The organism is Treponema succinifaciens DSM 2489, assembly GCF_000195275.1.
Classification (GTDB): domain Bacteria; phylum Spirochaetota; class Spirochaetia; order Treponematales; family Treponemataceae; genus Treponema_D; species Treponema_D succinifaciens.
In genome coordinates this window covers 1195097-1213820 of record NC_015385.1, presented here as the reverse complement: position 1 = coordinate 1213820, position 18724 = coordinate 1195097, and the positions used below count along the sequence as shown (strand labels likewise).

Below are 18724 nucleotides of genomic sequence, written 5' to 3'. Positions count from 1 at the left end.
AATTTAAATTTTCTTTACAGAAACAGTCCACCTTGCATCTTCGCAGTCAATTTCAGTTCCAAAAATATTTTCACTCCAAACAGCAGAAGACGCAAGAGTTTCTCCGGATATAAAATCCTTGAACATTTCAAATGCGGATTTCAAAACTTCAGAGCCGCCAACAGAAAGAGCAATCCGGTCTGTAACTTCAAAGCCGCTTTCTTTTCTAAGATTCTGAATTCCACGAATTAAATCACGCACGTAGCCTTCTTTCTTTAGCTCGTCAGTAATTTTTGTATCAAGTCCGACTGTCAAAGTTCCGTCATTTATAACTTTTAAATCTTCTTTTTCAAAACGCTCAACAAGAACATTTTCCTGATTCAAAGAAACATCTTCGCCGTCAACTTTTATAGCAACAGTTTTTCCGTCAAGAATCTGCTCAATCTGTTCAGTTGAAAGCCTTGAAATTTCAGCAGCGGCAGCCTTCATTTTTCCGCCAAGCTGTTTTCCAAGAACTCTGAAATTTGCCTTTGCCTTGTATTCAACAAGCTCATCCTCGCGCTCATGGAAAATTACATTCTTAACATTCAATTCTTCGGCGATTGTATTCTGCATATCTGAAAGAACTTTTTTCTCTTCAGCATTGCGTGTAACAAGAGCCACACTTGCAAGCGGCTGGCGGTTCTTCAAGTTAAACTGATTGCGAAGGCTTCTTCCCATTGAAACAGCTTTTTGAACGCTAGCCATTTTAAACTCAAGATCTTCATCGCGGAATTTTTCATTGTAAACAGGATAATCCATTAAATGAACAGATTCTTTGTCTTCAGAAGTTTTTAAGTTCTGCCACAGTTCTTCGGAAAGGAACGGAATAAACGGAGCGGCAACAAGCGCAAATGTTTTCAAAGCGGAATAAAGAGCACCGTAAGCCTCAAGTTTGTCAGCATCGCTTCCAGCCTTCCAGAAACGCCTTCTGTTTCTGCGGATGTACCAGTTGTTAATCTGATCAATAAAAGAAAGCATAGGATCAATTGCCGCGCTAAGGTCATAATCATCCAACGCAGAAGAAACATCTTTTACCATTTTCTGAGCAACCGAAAGAATCCAGCGGTCAAGAGGATTTTCAGGAATCTTATAATCAAACTCATGCCCAGTGCAAGTAACTCCATCGATATTCGCATACTGAACAAAGAATGAATAGGAATTCCAAAGCGGAAGAATTATGCTTTTTATTACATCACGTACACCTTCATCCGAATAACGGATTTCATCAGCTTTTACAACTGCTGAATGCATAAGGAAAAGACGGATTGCATCCGCGCTCAGCTTATTAATAGCTTCATTAGGATCTGTATAATTGCGCAAGCTCTTGGACATTTTTCTTCCGTCGCTTGCAAGAACAATTCCATTTACAATGCAGTTTTTAAACGCCGGCTTGTCAAAAAGATTTGAAGCAAGAACAGTAAGTGTATAGAACCATCCGCGTGTCTGATCAAGACCTTCGCTTATAAAATCAGCCGGGAAATGACTTTCAAAATATTCCTTGTTTTCAAAAGGATAATGCTGCTGCGCATAAGGCATTGAACCAGATTCAAACCAGCAGTCAAAAACTTCTGGAATGCGTTTCATTGTTCCGCCGCATTTTTTGCAAGGGATGGTTATTTTATCAACAAACTGCTTATGCAAATCTTCAGGATAAACTCCGCTAAGCTCTTCAAGTTCTTTTCTTGAGCCTACACACAAAGCATCGTTACAGTCAGAACATTTCCAAATTGGGATAGGATTTCCCCAGTAGCGGTTTCGGCTGATTGCCCAGTCTCTAGCACCAGCAAGCCATTTTCCAAAACGGCCTTCTTTTATGTGCGCCGGCTGCCATTTTATCTGGGAATTTGCCTTTAAAAGGCGTTCATGTTCATCAGCAACCTTTACAAACCAAGAACCGATTCCTCTGTAAATTAAAGGAGAACCGCATCTCCAGCAATGCGGATACTGGTGAACAACTGTATCGCGCTTGACAAGCTTGCCTTCTTTCTTCAAGCGATCCATTATGTCTTTGTCACAGTCTTTTACAAAGCGTCCTGCATAATCTGTAACTTCTTTTGTAAATTTACATTCAGCATCCATCGGCTCAACAGAAGGAATTCCGGTTCCCTTGAAAACCTTAGAGTCTTCTTCACCGAACGCAGGAGCAATATGTACAATTCCAGTTCCGTCTTCCGTTGAAACATAGTCGGCATTAAACATTCTGAAAGCACCATCACTTCCGTCTTCCTTTACATCCAAGTCCTTGAAATACGGAAAAAGAGGCTCGTACTTTGCGCCAAGAAAATCTTTTCCGCTTTTCCTATAAATAACTTCATAATCAGCTTCATTCTTGTAATATGCTGAAAGGCGGCTTTCTGCCAAAATATAAAAGTCCCCGCTTTCCTTGTCTTTTATTTTCACATACTCGATATCAGGACCCATGCAAAGCCCCTCGTTAGAAGGAAGCGTCCATGGAGTTGTTGTCCAGGCAAGAAAATAAGTGTTTCCGTTTTCCATTTCTGAATCTTCAAATGTAACCGGAGCTTTTGTTACTCTAAAACGGATTGTAATCGCCGGATCCTGCTTTTCTTTGTAGCCTTGGGCAAGTTCATGCGTAGAAAGAACAGTCGCGCATCTTGGACAATAAGGAAGGATGTACTTTCCCTCATAAACCATGCCTTTGTCCCAAAGAGATTTTGCAACCCACCAAATTGACTCCATAAAGTCAGGATCCATTGTCTTGTAGTCATTGTCAAAATCAACCCAGCGTCCCATTCGGGTAATCGTCTTGCGCCATTCTGAAGTGTATTTCAAAACAGAAGCGCGGCATTTTTCATTGAAATTTGCAACACCGTAAGCTTCAATCTCGTGCTTAGAGTTTATTCCAAGCTCTTTTTCTATCAGATTTTCAACAGGAAGACCATGGCAGTCCCAGCCGAACCTGCGCTCAACTTTCTTTCCTTTCATTGTCTGATAACGCGGAATTATATCTTTTATTGTAGACGGAATAAAATGACCAAAATGAGGAAGTCCAGTTGCAAAAGGAGGTCCGTCATAAAAAACATATTCCTCCGCACCTTCTCTCTGCGAAACAGACTTTTTAAAAGTTTCGTTTTCTTCCCAGAATTTTAAGATTTTTTCTTCCTGCTTCGGAAAATCAGCTTTTGAATCTACAGGATTGTACATCACATTCCGTCCTTTTATAAAATTATAAATAAATTTTAGCACAAAATTCTTTAGCCTGAATGCAAAAACAACAGAACCAAAAAGAATATATGAAGAAGTTTCAAAAATCAGACGAATTTTAAAACTCGTTTCATTATATCAAATTGAATCAAAATAATCTATAAAACAAGAAAAATTCAAAAATAGTTTTTTAGCAGATAATTTCAACCAAAAACACAAATATCTTTTTAATTCCAGTTAATTTCTATATGTCGGAATTGGAATTCCAAATATAAACTTTTTACAGTGGAAATCTAAACGGAGGAAAATCCTTTTTTAGCTGTCCAGACAACAGCTCCACTATGGGGATGTCCCAAAAGTATCCTTTTTGTCATTTTCGAGCCTGACCCGAAAATCTAAATGCATATATTGCAATCATTTAGAGATTGTTAACCGAGTTTGCTATGCAAACATCGAAGTATCAGGTACGACAATGACATTTAGAACTTATTAGACATCCCCTTTTTGCTTTAAATTTCATTCTGTTGAATTTCAAATGCTGAACAATTATAATCAAAGGCATGAAGATAATCGCTGAGATTGGAACTGCGCACGCAGGTTCTTTAGATAAAGCACATGAACTTATTGACGCGGCCGCTTTTGCAGGTGCAGACTGCGTAAAATTCCAATGGGTTTATGCCGATGAGATTTTGCATCCAGACACAGGATTTGTAAATTTGCCTGGAGGAAAAACCCGGCTTTATGACACATTCAAGCAACTTGAATGCTCTTCCGATTTCTACAAAAAATGCCTTGAATATTCACATAAAAAAGGACTTTTATTCGCCTGCTCACCTTTCGGAACAAAATCTTTTGAAGAGCTTGCAAAACTTAATCCAGACGCGATAAAAATCGCAAGTCCAGAACTGAATCATTTTCCGCTTTTACACAAATGCGCAGATTATTATCAGAAAATTCCAATTATCATTTCAAGCGGAGTTTCCAAGCTGGGCGACATAGAAAAAGCAATTCAAATAATCCAAAATAAAAAAGAACCTTGCGCAAATGAAAAATCCTTTCCAGACTTAACTTTGCTTCACTGCATAACTTTCTATCCTGCGCCAGAAGAACAATACAACATAAAATGTGTAAAAACTCTACGCCAAATATTTGGGATTCCAACAGGAATAAGCGACCACAGCCTTGATCCAGTTTTAGTCCCTGTTCTTACAGTTCTTATGGGAGGAAGCATAATTGAAAAGCACATTACGCTAAGCAAAAAAGACAGCGGACTAGACGATCCTGTGGCTCTTGAACCTGAGCAGTTTGCTGTAATGGTTCATTCTGTCAAGCAGGCGATTTCAATACAAGAACGCTATAAAAAAGAAGGAAAAGCCGTAAAAGAAAACTTAGAAAATGCAGCTGAAAAGGAGATTCTTAAACAGCTTGAATACGAATTTCCAAGTGAAAAAATCACAGCGGCGTTGGGAACAGGAATAAAAAGACTTGCTCCGGCAGAAGAAGAAAACTACGGAAGAACAAACCGCTCCCTTCACTATATGCGTTCACTAAAAAAAGGAAGCAGAATACAGCCGGACGACATTTCCGTACTGCGGACAGAAAAAATTCTTTCACCCGGAATAAGCCCTGAATATTTCTCCACAATAGAAGGCTCTATACTGGAAAAAGAGGTGCGCTCAGGCGATGGAGTCAAGTGGGAAGACTTTATCCAAAGGTAAAAAACAGATTTCTACAACACCAAATCAGAAATAATCTTAAGTCCGCGGATTGTCAAATCTTTGTCAACAACAGTAAACACATCTGTAATTGGCTTTAGAACTTTGTTAAGTCCGCCTGTTGCAACAACTTTTACAGTTTCAGCCTTGTCGCCTGTAAGTTTTTCAAGGTCAGCCTTAACTTGGAGAACCAGATATTCAACAAGACCCTTGTATCCAAGAACAACACCTGCCTGAATTGCAGTTTCTGTATTCATTCCAAGGCTTGAAGACGGAGCTTCCAAAGAAACAAACGGAAGCTGGGCCGCATTGGTCGCCAAGGCTTTTATAGCAGTTCCCAACCCAGGAGAAATAGTAACACCACGGATTGTTCCGCCTGAATCAGCGACAGTTAAAGTCAGAGCCGTCCCAAAGTCAACCGCAATAACAGGACCTTTTCCTTCAAATAAATTCCAGGCGCTCACCGCATTGCAAAGCAAATCTGTTCCAATATTTGTATGAGGCGAAGCTGAATCAAGCCTGACAGGAAGACGTCCGCTATAGGCAAGGTCAGAAGACAAGATAAACGGATTTTTTCCGCACAGATGCTGGCATACAATAACAAAAGGCCCAATCAAGGCAGGAACAACAGAACTTATAATGCTTTTTTCAAGAAACTTTATCTGGATCCCGGCTTCCCTGCAAAGCGTAAGCAAAATAGAAGTATATTCATCTCCTGTACGTCTTGAATCAGTTGCAATGCGCCACTGAACAGCAATTTTATCGCCATCAAAGATAGCTGCGACAATATTTGTGTTTCCAATATCCACCGCAAAAAGCAATTTCATCCTCCAGCAATACGTTCCATTTTATTAAAAATATTGCATTTGCATTTTTTTTTCAAGCAAGGCAAAAATATAAATGAAGCCAACAATTGCCAAAATACTCATACTCATTGAGCAAATTCTATTTATATTATAGTATATTTTATTATGGAAACATTTATTCAACCAAAAATCTTAAAAGGATTCAGAGACTTTCTTCCTCAGGATGAAATTTTGCGTTCTGATTTAATTGAAAAACTCACAAAGACATTCCGCTCTTACGGATTCGTTCCTATAGACACTCCTGTTCTTGAATATACAGAAATTTTGCTCAGAAAAAGCAACGGCGAAACAGAAAAGCAGATGTTCCGCTTTGAAGACAACGGCGGAAGAGATGTCGCAATGAGATTTGACTTGACAGTTCCTTTCGCAAGATTCACTGCACAGCACAAAGAAGAACTTTACTTTCCATTCAAAAGATACCACATTTCAAAAGTATGGCGCGGAGAAAAGCCTCAGGTAGGAAGATACAGAGAATTTGTACAGTGCGACTTTGACACAGTAGGAAGCGACAGCGCAGTATCGGACTTTGAGACACTAAGCCTTATGAAAGCAGCCCTTTCTGCAATTGGCGTTGACGAAATAAAGATTCACGTAAACCACAGAGGAATTTTCAACCGCTTTTTAAAGAAACTTGGCCTTTCAGAAAAGTCGGAAGATATTTTGAGAGCAGTAGACAAGATTGCCAAAGTTGGCGAAGAAAAAGTTTCAGCGGAACTTGAAGAAATTACAGGAAACGCGGATTCAAGCGCAAAGATTATTGACTACATAAAGCCCCTTTCTTCTTTTGAAGAGACACTTTCACACATAGAAGAGCTTGCCGGCGGCGAAGATGAAGACTCAAAACGCATGAAAACAATCTTCAGCATGATGAAAGCAGCGGGAATTGAAGGCACTTATATGCTTGATCCTGCAATCACACGCGGACTTGACTATTACACAGGCATTGTTTACGAAACTTTCCTTGAGAAACTTCCGTCAATAGGCTCTGTTTGTTCCGGCGGAAGGTATGACAACCTTGCAGGTCTTTACATGAAGGAAAAACTGCCAGGCGTAGGTTCAAGCATTGGTTTGGACAGGCTGATTGCGGGGCTTTCTGAGCTTGGAATTACAAATGCAAAAGGCAGCTACCTTGATGTGGAAATATTCAACACTGATGAAAATCTGAATGTTCAATATCAGGAAGTGGCGGCAAAACTCCGCAAAGAAGGAATTTCCGTGGAAGTATTCCCAGACACTGTAAAAATCAACAAACAGTATTCTGTAACAGATAAAAAACAAATTCCCTGGGGAATCATGCTTTCAAGCAACAGCGAAACTGCGAATACAATCACACTCAAGAACTTAAAGACAAGGGAAATCTTTGAATCTATTTCAATTGAAGATGCTGCAAGTAAAATCAAAGACTAAGTTTTATTAGCCCAAATGTCAAGTTTTGATAAGAACAGTAATTTAAGTGTCATTCCCGTGCTACGACACTGCGATGTTTACGCAGTAAACTCGGTCAGGAATCTGTTGGAAATTTTAAATAGATTATCAACCGAGTTTCTTTCAGAAACATCGCAGGGGCAAGCCCTAAGATGACATTTTACATCTGCTTGAGCAAATTTACCATTTCAATTGCTCCAAGGGCGCAGTCGTAGCCTTTATTTCCGGCTTTTGTTCCAGCGCGTTCAATCGCCTGGTCAATCGTGTCAGTTGTAAGAACCCCGAACATAACAGGAAGTCCAGTCTGCAAGCTAACTTGGGCAATTCCCTTTGAAACTTCAGCGCAAACATAGTCATAGTGGCTTGTAGCTCCACGGATTACAGCACCAAGGCAAATAATAGCATCATATTTTTTGCTTTCAGCCATTTTTTTCGCAGCAACAGGAATCTCAAAAGCGCCAGGAACCCAGCAAAGAGTTATGTCATCATCTTCAACATCGTGACGGACAAGTCCGTCTTTTGCGCCCGCGACAAGTTTTGAAACAATAAACTCATTGAACCTTGCGGCGACAATTCCAACTTTGATTTTGCCAGCACTTCCAGAAACAACTTTTCCTTCAATAACTTTCATTTTTTCCTCCAAAATATTTTTAGAAATCGCTAAACGTTAGAAAGCAGATGCCCCATCCGTTTTGCCTTTGTTCTCAAATAAAATTCATCATATTTTTGAACCGGAATTTCAAGCGGAATACGCTCTTCGATTTCAATTCCATTTTCCTTGCAGTTCATGGCGTCAATTTTCTGCGGATTGTTTGTCATAAGGCGAAGTTTTGAAACTCCGAGGTTTTTAAGAATTTGAATTCCACACGAATAGTCCCGGGCATCTTCTGGAAGACCAAGCGCAAGATTAGCATCCACGGTGTCCATGCCTTTGTCCTGAAGACTGTAAGCCTTTATCTTGTTAAGGATTCCGATTCCTCTTCCTTCCTGAGAAAGATAAACAAGAACTCCCCTTCCTTCCTGAGAAATTTTTTTCATCGCAAGATCAAACTGCTCGCCGCAATCGCATTTTCTTGAACCGAAAGTGTCGCCTGTAAGACATTCGCTGTGGACACGGCACAAAACACTTTTTCCGTCGGAAACATTTCCCATAACCAAAGCCTCGTGATGCTCGCCCGTGATTGTGTCCAAAAATCCGTAAAGCCTAAAGTCGCCATATTTTGTGGGAAGATTCGCTTCTGCAACACGCTCAATGAATTTCTCAGTTGACTTTCTATATTCAATCAAATCGGCAATCGTTATAAGAGTCAAATTCCATTCTTTTGCTTTTTCTTCAAGTTCAGGGCGGCGCGCCATGTGTCCGTCTGCGCTCATAATCTCGCAGCAAAGTCCAGCAGGCTCAAGACCTGCAAGACGGCACAAATCAACAGTCGCCTCTGTATGTCCCTGGCGTTCAAAAATTCCCTTGTCTTTTGCAACCAAAGGAAACATATGTCCAGGGCGACGGAAATCTTCAGACCTTGTTTCAGGATTTACAAGCGCAATTGCTGTAGTGCTTCTTTCAAATGCGCTGATTCCTGTTGTCGTTGAAACATGGTCCACGGAAACTGTAAAGGCAGTTTCGTGGTTGTCCTGATTTTGAAACGTCATCGGATAAAAATTGAATTTCTTTGCAATTTCAGAGCTTACTGGCATACAGATAAGTCCGCACGCATTCCGCGCCATGAAATTTATATTTTCGCCTGTAGCAAATCTTGCCGCGCAAATCAAGTCGCCTTCATTCTCGCGCGACTCGTCATCAGTAACCATTATAATTTTTCCGCCGCGCAAATCCTGCAAAGCTTTTTCTATAAGAGCGAATTTTTCAGCCTTCATTTTTTTCCTCCAAAGTAAAATGCCTTATATATTTTCCAACAATGTCGCATTCAATGTTTACCAGGTCGCCTGGCTTTTTTTTGCTTAAAACGGTGTTGCTCCAAGTATGCGGAATAACCGCCGCGAAAATAACACAAGTTGAGCCGCTCCATTTTAGAGAAGCAACAGTCAGACTGATTCCGTCAATTGCAACAGAGCCTTTTTCAATCATAAAATCGCCGAGTTTTTTTTCCATTGAAAACTGAATGTTCACGGCATTTTCATTTTTTGAAAAAGCAAGAATTCTTCCTGTTCCGTCAATATGACCAGAAACAATATGCCCGCCAAATCTTCCGTCAGCCTTCATTGCGCGCTCAAGATTTACAAAACTTCCGGGGCGAAGAATTTTTAAGGAAGTGCGGCTAAAAGTTTCCGGTGTAACATCAGCCTTAAAAACAGAGCCTGAAAATTCAGCGACAGTCAGGCAAACCCCATTCACGGCAATGCTTTCGCCAAGCACAAGCTTTTCATTAAAATCAGACTGAATCTCAATCGAAAAAGAATGGCTGGCTCTCACAATATTTTTTACAGTGCCAAGGCTTTCTATAATTCCCGTGAACAAAATTATTCCTCCAAACACGGCTCTTTAAAATCGTATTCCAAAAGCAAATCACCAGAAAAAGTTTTTACATTCTTCAGCGCAAGATTCACGCAAGACAAAAGGCTTGAGCATTCTATCCCCTGCACCGGAGAATGCACAGTTCCATTTATTCCGCCTAAAATTTTAGGAGCGACAAAGCAAAGAACTTTGTTTACAAGGCATTTTTTTTCTTTGCCATAAAAAAACAGGCTTGAATTAAGAGAGCCGCCGGATTCAACAAGAACGCTGTCAATTGAAAACTCGCCAAGTTTTTTTAGCACTTGCAAAATGTCGATATGAGAATCTTTTTTTTCAATCTGAATTACTTTTGCGCCTTTTTCTTCAAGGGCGGATTTTTTTGCAGAATCAGAGCAAGTAAAAATTATAAGCGGAACTTCATTCGCGGTTTTTACAAGATTGCTTTCAAGCGGAATTTTCAACTCTGTATCAAGGACAATACGAACAGGCTGATTCAATTCTTCGCCTTTAATTCTGCAAGTCAAAAGCGGATCATCTTTTAGAACAGTTTGAATTCCGCACATAACGGCCGCAGTTGTTCCGCGCAAATAATGAACATATTCACGGGAACTTTCGTTTGTAATCCATTTGCTTTCGCCTGAAGAAAGTGAAGTTTTTCCGTCCGCGCTTTGTGCATATTTTACAATCACAAAAGGACGCTTAGCAGTTATATAATAGAAGAAAATTTCATTCAGAGAATCACATTCAGCTTTCATAAAATCCCGGAAAATTTTTATTCCAGCATTTTCAAGCTGAGCAACCCCTTTTCCGTTTACGAGAGAATTCGGATCGCGGCTTCCAATCACGACATTTTTTATGCCGGCATCTATGATTGCCTGAGTACATGGAGGCTGTTTTCCTGTGTGGCAGCAAGGCTCCAATGTAACGTAAAGATTTGCTCCGCGGACACAAGCATTTTTTTCAGCCGCATTTTTTAAAGCGTCCCGCTCCGCATGAAGATTTCCGTATTCGTGATGAAAACCTTCCGCAATGATTTTTCCGTCTTTTTCAATCACAGCGCCCACAAGAGGATTCGGATGAACTTTTCCGCCACCTCTTTTCGCAAGCTCAATTGCACGCTGCATAAAAATTTTCTGAGGAACAAAAACATCGTTTTTCTCTTCTGAAAAAGCTTCCATACAAGAAAGTTTTATATCAAACTAAAAACATTGTCAATACAAGCCACTTATGCTCGTAGCTTACGCATTATAAATAATTTAAGTAAAGTTTGCGCGAAGGAATGGTTCCTGGGAGCCAGTTTTATGATGAATACATTTATAATGCGTTTAGCCCTGATTTTGCTCGTTTGACAATAGAAACATTTTTATCTATTATATATTGTTATGAAAAAATGCGGGACTATGCCACTCATTATTAGCGGAGCATTGCTTTTTTTTGCGCTTGTCTTTGGCTCTCTTCTTGGAGCGGGACTTGCAGCTACAAGGAATACAATAAACACTGAAAATTTCACAGACTTTGAAACTTCTCTTCCAACAAGGCTTTTGGACATAAACGGCGAGCTTATAACTGAATTTGCAAGCGATGAGCGGCGTGAAATAATCGCGCTAAAAAATCTTCCGCAGCACATGATTGACGCATTACTTACACGAGAAGACCGCATTTTTTACAGCCACCACGGATTCAGCGTAAAAGCTTTGTTCAGGGCAGTTGTCGGAGTTCTTACAAGAAACTCGCTTGGCGGCGGCTCAACACTTTCCCAGCAAATCGCAGGGACTTTGTATTGCGACCGTCAGGAATATTCAGTCAAGCGAAAACTCAAGGAACTTTGGTGGGCAATCCAAATGGAGCGCAGATATTCAAAGGATGAAATCTTAGAGCTTTACCTTAATAAAATATATTTTGGCGGCGGAACTTACGGAGTCAACGCGGCAAGCAAATATTACTTTGGGCACGATGCAACAGAAATAACTCCAGCGGAATCCGCAATTCTCGTAATCCAGCTTTCAAATCCTTCTTTTTATAATCCATTCGAACATCCAAACCGGGCAATGGCAAGACAGAAAGATGTTCTTGAAGCGATGGTGAATTCCGGCTACATTTCCCAGCAGCAGGCGGACGACAGTTTTGACACATACTGGGCAAACTTTGACTACACAAGAACAAACGCTTCCGCGCACGCAATGCAAAATGACGAAGCTCCTTGGTTCAGTGAATATGTAAGAAGAAATTTAAGCGGAATGATTTACGGAACAGAAGACATTTACACAAGCGGATTCACCGTAAACACAACATTGAATCTTTCGCACCAAAAAGCCGCGGAAGAAGTAATGCAGGATTATATCCATGCGGCAAACAGAATTTACCAGCGGACAATGAATTCCCACGAGCGTGCGACATTCAGCAAATATATTCCGCTCACAGAACTTTTCAGCCTTGTATTCAACTTGCCGGACTTGAAACTTGGCGAGCAAAGAAACCAGGCAACAGCAATGAATCACTACCGCGATGAAATAAATCCTATAATCGATGTAATGTCCATGGTCTGCGGAATCGAATCCTTAAAGACTGAAATCGTCAACAAAGGAAATTCCTTGATTCAGCAAAAGGCGGAAAAAACAACGATTGAAGGAACAATGATTGCCATTGAAAATTCAACAGGATACATAGATGCGCTTGTCGGCGGCTCAAAATATGACAAGACAAACCAGTTTATCCGTGCGGTGCAGGCAAAGCTTCAGCCTGGCTCAACTTTCAAGCCGCTTTATTATTCCGAAGCAATTGAAAGCCAGAAATTTACAATGACAACAATTATAAGCGACACGCCGCAGGTTTTCCATAAAGAAGACGGAACTCCTTATATTCCGCAGGACTTTAAAGGCCAGTGGGAAGGCGATGTTGAATTCTGGTATGCTTTAGCCCACTCCATGAATGTGCCTTCAATAAAAGTTTTGGACACAATCGGATTTGACTCTGCAATAAAAAGAACTTCTGCATTGCTAGGAATTCCGTCAAACGAATTTGAAGCAAGGCACTTTGAGCCAGTTTATCCGTTTGGTCTTGGAGTCTGTTCAGTGCGTCCAATTGAAGTTGCAAAAGCCTACGCAACAATCGCAAACCGCGGAAAAGAAGTAAAGCCGATTGCAATTCTTTCAGTTGAAGACAAAAACGGAAACATAATTTTCAATCCGGGAAAAGAACAGGCAGACGCGCAAAAATCCAAAAACGGATCAAAGCAGATTCTTACAGAAGAAACAGCATTTATAATGCAGGAAATTATGAAGAATACTGTTGCAAGCGGAACTTTAAGATATGGCTCTGACTGGGACTCAACATATTGGGTTACAGGAAAAAGAAAAGGCCGCGGAAACAAATTCAACTTTGTAAATTCAAACGGAAAAACATTCCAAATGCCTGTAGCAGGAAAAACAGGAACAACTCAAAACTGGGCAGATGCCTGGGCGGCAGGATTTACGCCATATTACACTTCTGTTTTCTGGTTCGGATTCGACAAGCCGGGACAATCTTTAGGACTTTCAATTACCGGATCAACTTTGGCTGGCGTTGCCTGGGGCGACTTTATGAATGCGGCGAACAAAGACAAGCCGTACAAGCCGTTCTATGACGAAAAACCAAAAGACTTGATTCAACTTGAAGTCTGCACAAGAAGCGGCGGAATCCTGACTCCTGAATGCGGAAGCAATAGAATCACTGCATATTATTATCCAGGAACAGAACCGACAGAGCCTTGCAAAAAGCATACTGACGATTCTGGAAGAAATTTAGGAGCCGCAAGACTTAAAAAAGCAAGAATCAAAGCAGGCTATAATTTTGACGAAGGAATTGACGACAGTCCGCTGATGGTTGACTTGAGCTTTCTTAAGAGCGGAAAACTTTCTTCTGAAACAAGGCAGGAAGAATCCGAGTATGAACTCTTGCAGCCGCAGAGAAATTCCGATGATTTTTCAAACTGGCTTCTTGACTAAAAAACAAAGATTGCCTATTTTTTAATTAAATGCTTGTAAAAATTGAAGACATAAAAGTAAAAAAAAGAGTTCGCCGTGATTTAGGAGATTTGACCGCATTAAAAGATAGCATGCATCGTTACGGTCTTATGAATCCAATCACGCTGAATTCCAACTATGAGCTTGTGGCAGGAGAACGCAGACTTGAAGCCGCAAAGTCTTTAGGCTGGGAAAGAATCAATGCAAATATCCTTGACTCAAATGTTGACAATATCCGCCAGCTTGAAATGGAGCTTGAAGAAAACAATCAGCGCAAGGAATTTACAGACGAAGAACTTATGGAAGGATACAAACGGCTTGAAAAATTAAAAAATCCTCCGCTGATTATGCGAATCTTAAAATTCATCGCCAATATCTTTATAAAAATCGCAGAGTTTATAAAATCGCTTTTTGGAAAAAAATAACAATTTTTATAAGCTTTCTATAATTTCTCTTTGCATTTCAGCATTTTGTGCCTTATAATTAAATGATAAAAAATATCATGTTTAAAAATTCAGCAAAGCATTTTGGAGGCACACAACATGAAAAAAATAAAAATCACATTTCCAGACAATTCATTTATAGAAGCAGAAAATGAAATCCGCCCTATTCTTTTCCTTGAAAAATTCAACGCACAAAATAAAAAAATTGTCGCAGTAAAAGTAAACAATGAAATCTGCTCATTGGACAGTCCTGTAAACATAACTTCAAGCATAGAGCCGGTTTTTTCAGACTCAAAAGACGGAAGCTCAATCTACAGAAGATCACTTTGCTTTGTTCTAGCGGCGGCAGCACACAAAATTTTCCCGGGAAAAAGACTTTTAGTCGGACATAGCTTGGGCTACGGCTACTACTACACGCTTGAACTCGGAACTCCACTTACAAAAGAAAATATTTTAAAGCTAAAAAATGAAATGGAGCAAATTATAAAATATGACAAAATAATTGAGACCGACTTCATTTCGTATTCAGAAGCCTGCTCGCTTTTTGAAGAGCTCGGACTTACAGAAACCAGAAAGCAGCTGAACTACAGATGTCCTTCCCGCGTCCAGATTAACAGGCTTGAAGGCTTTTCTGATTTGTATTTTGGACCGCTAGTTGGAACGACAGGTATTTTAAATGTTTTTGACTTGCTTCCATATAGCGACGGATTTCTTTTGCGATTCCCTAAAAAAGGCCATCCTGAAAAACTCACAGAATTTGTTGACCAGCCGAAGCTCTTTGAAATTTACAAGTCATACAAGCTCTGGGGAAAAAGACTGAATGTAACATCCGCGGCAAGTTTAAACCAGCTGATTCACGACAGAAAAGAATCTGAATTTATCGACATAACAGAAACTCTTCAGACAAAAAGAATTTCTACAATCGCAGATGAAATTCTCAAGAAAAAGTCAGCAAGAATTGTCCTTATAGCAGGTCCATCTTCTTCCGGAAAAACAACAACCAGCAAAAAACTTGCATTGCAGCTTGAAGCAATCGGGTACAAGCCAAAAGTTATAAGCCTTGACAGCTATTATCTTGGACGCGCGCAAACTCCAAAAGATGAAAACGGAAACTACGACTACGAATGCCTAGAAGCCTTGAACATTGAGCTTTTAAACCAGAATCTTGTTGACTTGTTTGCCGGAAAACAAATCAAACTGCCGTCTTATGATTTTCATGCCGGAGTAAGCTATTTCAAAGGCGGCACAATGACTTTGGAAGAAAGCGATATTTTAATCATGGAAGGAATTCACGGACTCAATGACAAGCTTACACCTTTAGTTCCAGCTGATAAAAAGTTTAAAATCTACATTTCTGCATTGACCCAGTTGAATCTTGATGACCACAATAGAATTTCAACAAGCGACAACAGGCTTATAAGAAGAATTGTAAGAGATTCCCGCTACAGAGGAAAAAGCGCGGCAGACACAATCGCAATGTGGGAAAGCGTTCAGAAAGGCGAGCAGCTTCACATATTTCCGTTCCAGAACAATGCTGATGCGATGCTTAACACTGCTTTGGACTATGAGCTTCCAGTTTTGAAAGTTTATGCAGAACCGCTTTTAAGATGTGTAAGTCCGCTCCAAAAAGAATATGCAGAAGCAAACAGACTGCTTCAATTCTTAAACTGCTTCTCTACAATTCCTGCAACTTCAGTTCCAACGCAGTCTATAATCAGGGAATTTATCGGCGGAAGCGCATTTAAATACTAAAGCAAATTTTTTCTGGCAGTCACAATATCATCGGCTGCCAGTTCCTCTGCTTTTAAGCTGTCCTTCTTCCACTGACGGAATTTATTCTCCTTTAGCTTTTCAAGAACCTTGACTTTTTGCATTGCCTGACGAACAACTTCGCGTTTTTCATCCGCGGCAATCTGCGCCGTGGCAAGCTCTTCCAAAAATTTTTCTTTCTTCTGCTCAAGCATGAAAAAAAAAGACTGGATTTCAGCCTGAATAAGAAAATCTGTATTTGTGTCGAAATTTTTTATTGTGGAAACTTTTCGCTTTGCAATAGATTCAAGCTCGCCCTGAATTCTTGCGACTTCAGCATTTGCCTTGCCAAGCTCCATTTCTGCCTGACGCTTCTCAAAGATTCTGAGGTCAAGAATTTTCTGCATTGAAAAAGAAAATTTCTTCATAAAGATAAAAATCAAGCAGGAGACTCTGAATATTCGGCTTCAGGAATTTCAATTCCACTTAATTCAGAAAGAGACTTCAACGTGTCTTCAATTGTAATATGGCAGTTTTCTTCCTGGCACAAAAACTCTTCAACAGCCTGATGATGGTCAATGGCTTCATCAATTTCCGGGGAAGAACCTTTTTGGTAAACACCGGCATTTATCATTTCTTCCTGCTCTGAATAAACAGAAATCCAACGGCGCACACGCTGCACTGCTTTTTTTGTGCAAGTTCCAGAAACGCGCTTTGAAAGACGGCTGATGCTTGTAAGCATATCGATTGCAGGATAATGCTGACGCGCTGCAAGGGAACGCTGCAAAACAATATGTCCGTCTAAAGTTCCGCGCACTTTATCAGCAATAGGCTCATCCATATCGTCGCCGTCAACAAGGACTGTATAAAAGGCGGTAATGCTTCCTTTATCATTTGTTCCTGTGCGCTCAAGAAGCTTAGGCAGCATATCAAAAACGCTCGGAGGATAACCTCTTTGCGCAGGAGGCTCGCCGGTTGCAAGACCAATTTCTCTTTGCGCATGGGCAAAACGAGTTACGCTGTCAAACATCAGCATAACGTCCTTCCCTTGGTCGCGGAAATATTCAGCTATGGCAGTTGTAACATAAGCGGCTCTCAATCTTGAAATGGAAGGCTGATCGCTAGTTGCAACAACAAGAACAGAACGTTTAAGTCCTTCTTCTCCCAAGTCGCGCTTTATAAAGTCCATGACTTCGCGTCCACGTTCTCCGATAAGACCAATTACGTTTATATCAGCATTTGTATTCCGCGCAATCATTGAAAGAAGCGTTGATTTTCCAACTCCTGAGCCTGCAAAAATTCCAAGACGCTGGCCTTTTCCAACTGTGAGAATTCCATCAATAGCGCGAACTCCAGTAACAATGCGCTTGTCAATCGGCTTGCGTTCCATTGGATTCGGAGGAGATGCAAGAGCCGGGTAATATGCCTCAGGGAAAATCTCGCCTTTTCCGTCATAAGGCTTTCCAGTTGCGTCTATTACGCGTCCCAAAAGCGATAATCCAACAGGTACTTCCAAAACGTGCCCTGAAGCAACAACTTCACAGCCAACTTCAATTCCCTTTGTCTCTCCGTAAGCCATAAGACGTACAGAAGAATCTTCAAGACCAACAACTTCCGCAAGAACGGAACTTTGAATGCTTGGAATATGTATTGTGCAGATTTCGCCAATTACAGAACGAGGACCTTTGCTTTCTATCATAAGACCTTTTACTCCTATGACAGAGCCGGTATATTTTATGGGTTCAATCCGTTCTATGCTATGAATGTATTTATCAAAAAAATTTTCCATTTTAAACTATCCCACAGCAAGCACAAGGAATACATTGCAGATTTTTCAGCAAACTGTCATTCTTCTCTTCTACAAGCACAAAAATAGATTGCCGGAGCAGGTCAGGCACTGGTAAAGAAAACAAACGAATAAATCAACTGTCGGGATTTATAACTTCTGACTTGCCCACAGTTTTTATTGGCGAAATATTCAAAATCTGAGTTTCAAGCTCATTAAGCTGGCTTGAAATGCGTGCATCAATTGCACCGAAGTCCGTTTCAACAATGCAGCCGCCTTTTTCAACGGAACTGTCTTCAACAACAGAAATATTCTTGATATTTTCGACCTGATGGATAAAGTCCTTTATATGCTCGGTTGTAAGCTTTACATCCGCAAGATTTACCCGCAATGTTACATCTCCAGAGCCTTTTACTTTTTTCAAAGCTTGAAGCACATTCGACATTATAACGCTTTTTTGATTTTCACTCATAATTTTTACAACTTTGCGCGATATCAAAATTACAAGATTCACAATCTGCTGCTCTGTATTGTCAAGAATCTCCTGCCTTTTAGCCTGAACAGCTTCAATCATTTTGTGAATGCGTTCAACAAGACGCTGGGCTTCTTCATTTCCTGCCTTATAACCTTCTTCATGTCCGGCTTTAAATCCATCGCTCTTTGACTTTTCAAAGATAGAGTTTTCTTCTACTTTTGCATTGGAAATAATATCCTGAGCTTCTGCCTTTGCCTTTTCAACAATGTCCTGCGCTTCTTTTTGCGCCTGGGATTTTATTACAGCCGCCTGATCACTGTGATGCTTTATTTGTGCAAACGCCGCATCTTCCGCATTTTTTACAATCTGGTCCGCATCTGCCTGTGCCTTTGCAAGCATCTTGGCTTTTTCATCTTCCCACTGAAGTTTAAAAGCCTCAGCTTCCTTGCGCAAGTCATCTGCTGTAGGTCCTGTGTATTTTGGAACTTCCTCAACTTTTTCTTCCACAGGTGGCGTAAAATTTTTTGTAAACTGAAGGACAACTTCGCCCTTAGTATTGTTAACTTCTGCCGGTCTGAATACAGTTTGTGCCATGCTAAATGCCT

Annotated in this window: 14 protein-coding genes; 5 read left to right on the top strand and 9 right to left on the bottom strand. The window is 40.4% G+C overall.

Annotation, left to right across the window (positions count from 1 at the left end; all coding sequences use genetic code 11):
* Positions 1-3: 3 nt before the first annotated feature.
* Positions 4-3186, bottom strand: a complete 3183-nt coding sequence (gene ileS, locus TRESU_RS05785; protein ID WP_013701338.1) for an isoleucine--tRNA ligase — start codon at positions 3184-3186, stop codon at positions 4-6.
* Between the two features lie 560 nt (positions 3187-3746).
* On the opposite strand from ileS, the gene TRESU_RS05780 reads away from it, so the two are divergent.
* Positions 3747-4904, top strand: coding sequence for an N-acetylneuraminate synthase family protein (locus TRESU_RS05780; protein WP_013701337.1), 1158 nt, complete (start codon positions 3747-3749; stop codon positions 4902-4904).
* A gap of 11 nt (positions 4905-4915) precedes the next feature.
* Here the strand turns inward: TRESU_RS05780 and TRESU_RS05775 are convergent, their stop codons facing one another.
* Positions 4916-5728 carry a type III pantothenate kinase gene (locus tag TRESU_RS05775; protein ID WP_245535716.1) on the bottom strand — a complete coding sequence of 271 codons (813 nt, stop codon included), beginning with the start codon at positions 5726-5728 and terminating at the stop codon, positions 4916-4918.
* Positions 5729-5872: 144 nt separating this feature from the next.
* Between TRESU_RS05775 and hisS the strand changes: the two genes are divergently transcribed.
* The gene (gene hisS / locus TRESU_RS05770) at positions 5873-7174 is read left to right on the top strand and encodes a histidine--tRNA ligase (RefSeq protein ID WP_013701335.1); all 1302 of its coding nucleotides are present in this window, start codon (positions 5873-5875) and stop codon (positions 7172-7174) included.
* A 178-nt stretch (positions 7175-7352) separates the two neighbouring features.
* On the opposite strand, the gene ribH is transcribed toward hisS, so the two are convergent.
* The 4 genes from ribH to ribD are packed head-to-tail and all read right to left on the bottom strand — an operon-like array spanning position 7353 to position 10843.
* Entirely contained in the window at positions 7353-7823 is a 471-nt protein-coding gene (gene ribH / locus TRESU_RS05765; RefSeq protein WP_013701334.1) for a 6,7-dimethyl-8-ribityllumazine synthase, read from the bottom strand.
* A 29-nt stretch (positions 7824-7852) separates the two neighbouring features.
* Positions 7853-9067 (bottom strand): bifunctional 3,4-dihydroxy-2-butanone-4-phosphate synthase/GTP cyclohydrolase II, encoded by a 1215-nt coding sequence (locus tag TRESU_RS05760; protein ID WP_013701333.1) that lies wholly within the window; start codon positions 9065-9067, stop codon positions 7853-7855.
* A complete protein-coding gene (locus tag TRESU_RS05755) occupies positions 9057-9668 on the bottom strand; it encodes a riboflavin synthase (RefSeq protein ID WP_013701332.1) in 612 nt (203 codons plus the stop codon). Before TRESU_RS05755 ends, TRESU_RS05760 begins: the two co-directional genes overlap by 11 nt.
* Before the next feature lie 2 nt (positions 9669-9670).
* On the bottom strand, positions 9671-10843 hold the full coding sequence (ribD, locus tag TRESU_RS05750) for a bifunctional diaminohydroxyphosphoribosylaminopyrimidine deaminase/5-amino-6-(5-phosphoribosylamino)uracil reductase RibD (RefSeq protein ID WP_013701331.1): 1173 nt from the start codon (positions 10841-10843) through the stop codon (positions 9671-9673).
* 222 nt (positions 10844-11065) lie between these two features.
* Here ribD and TRESU_RS05745 point away from each other — a divergent pair, with 222 nt between their 5' ends.
* From TRESU_RS05745 to TRESU_RS05735, 3 genes are all read left to right on the top strand, one after another.
* Positions 11066-13648 (top strand): penicillin-binding protein 1A, encoded by a 2583-nt coding sequence (locus TRESU_RS05745; protein ID WP_013701330.1) that lies wholly within the window; start codon positions 11066-11068, stop codon positions 13646-13648.
* Positions 13649-13677: 29 nt separating this feature from the next.
* Positions 13678-14091, top strand: coding sequence for a ParB N-terminal domain-containing protein (locus TRESU_RS05740; RefSeq protein WP_013701329.1), 414 nt, complete (start codon positions 13678-13680; stop codon positions 14089-14091).
* 117 nt (positions 14092-14208) lie between these two features.
* Complete coding sequence (locus tag TRESU_RS05735) at positions 14209-15861, top strand: nucleoside kinase (protein WP_013701328.1); 1653 nt, start codon at positions 14209-14211, stop codon at positions 15859-15861.
* On the opposite strand, the gene fliJ is transcribed toward TRESU_RS05735, so the two are convergent.
* The 3 genes from fliJ to fliH all read right to left on the bottom strand — a co-directional run bounded on the left by fliJ (position 15858) and on the right by fliH (position 18713).
* Positions 15858-16286, bottom strand: a complete 429-nt coding sequence (gene fliJ, locus TRESU_RS05730; RefSeq protein ID WP_148228265.1) for a flagellar export protein FliJ — start codon at positions 16284-16286, stop codon at positions 15858-15860. The two genes, TRESU_RS05735 and fliJ, sit on opposite strands and share 4 nt — an antisense overlap.
* 11 nt (positions 16287-16297) lie before the next feature.
* Positions 16298-17647 carry a FliI/YscN family ATPase gene (locus tag TRESU_RS05725; protein WP_013701326.1) on the bottom strand — a complete coding sequence of 450 codons (1350 nt, stop codon included), beginning with the start codon at positions 17645-17647 and terminating at the stop codon, positions 16298-16300.
* 133 nt (positions 17648-17780) lie between these two features.
* Positions 17781-18713, bottom strand: a complete 933-nt coding sequence (fliH, locus tag TRESU_RS05720) for a flagellar assembly protein FliH (protein WP_013701325.1) — start codon at positions 18711-18713, stop codon at positions 17781-17783.
* Positions 18714-18724 lie beyond the last annotated feature (11 nt).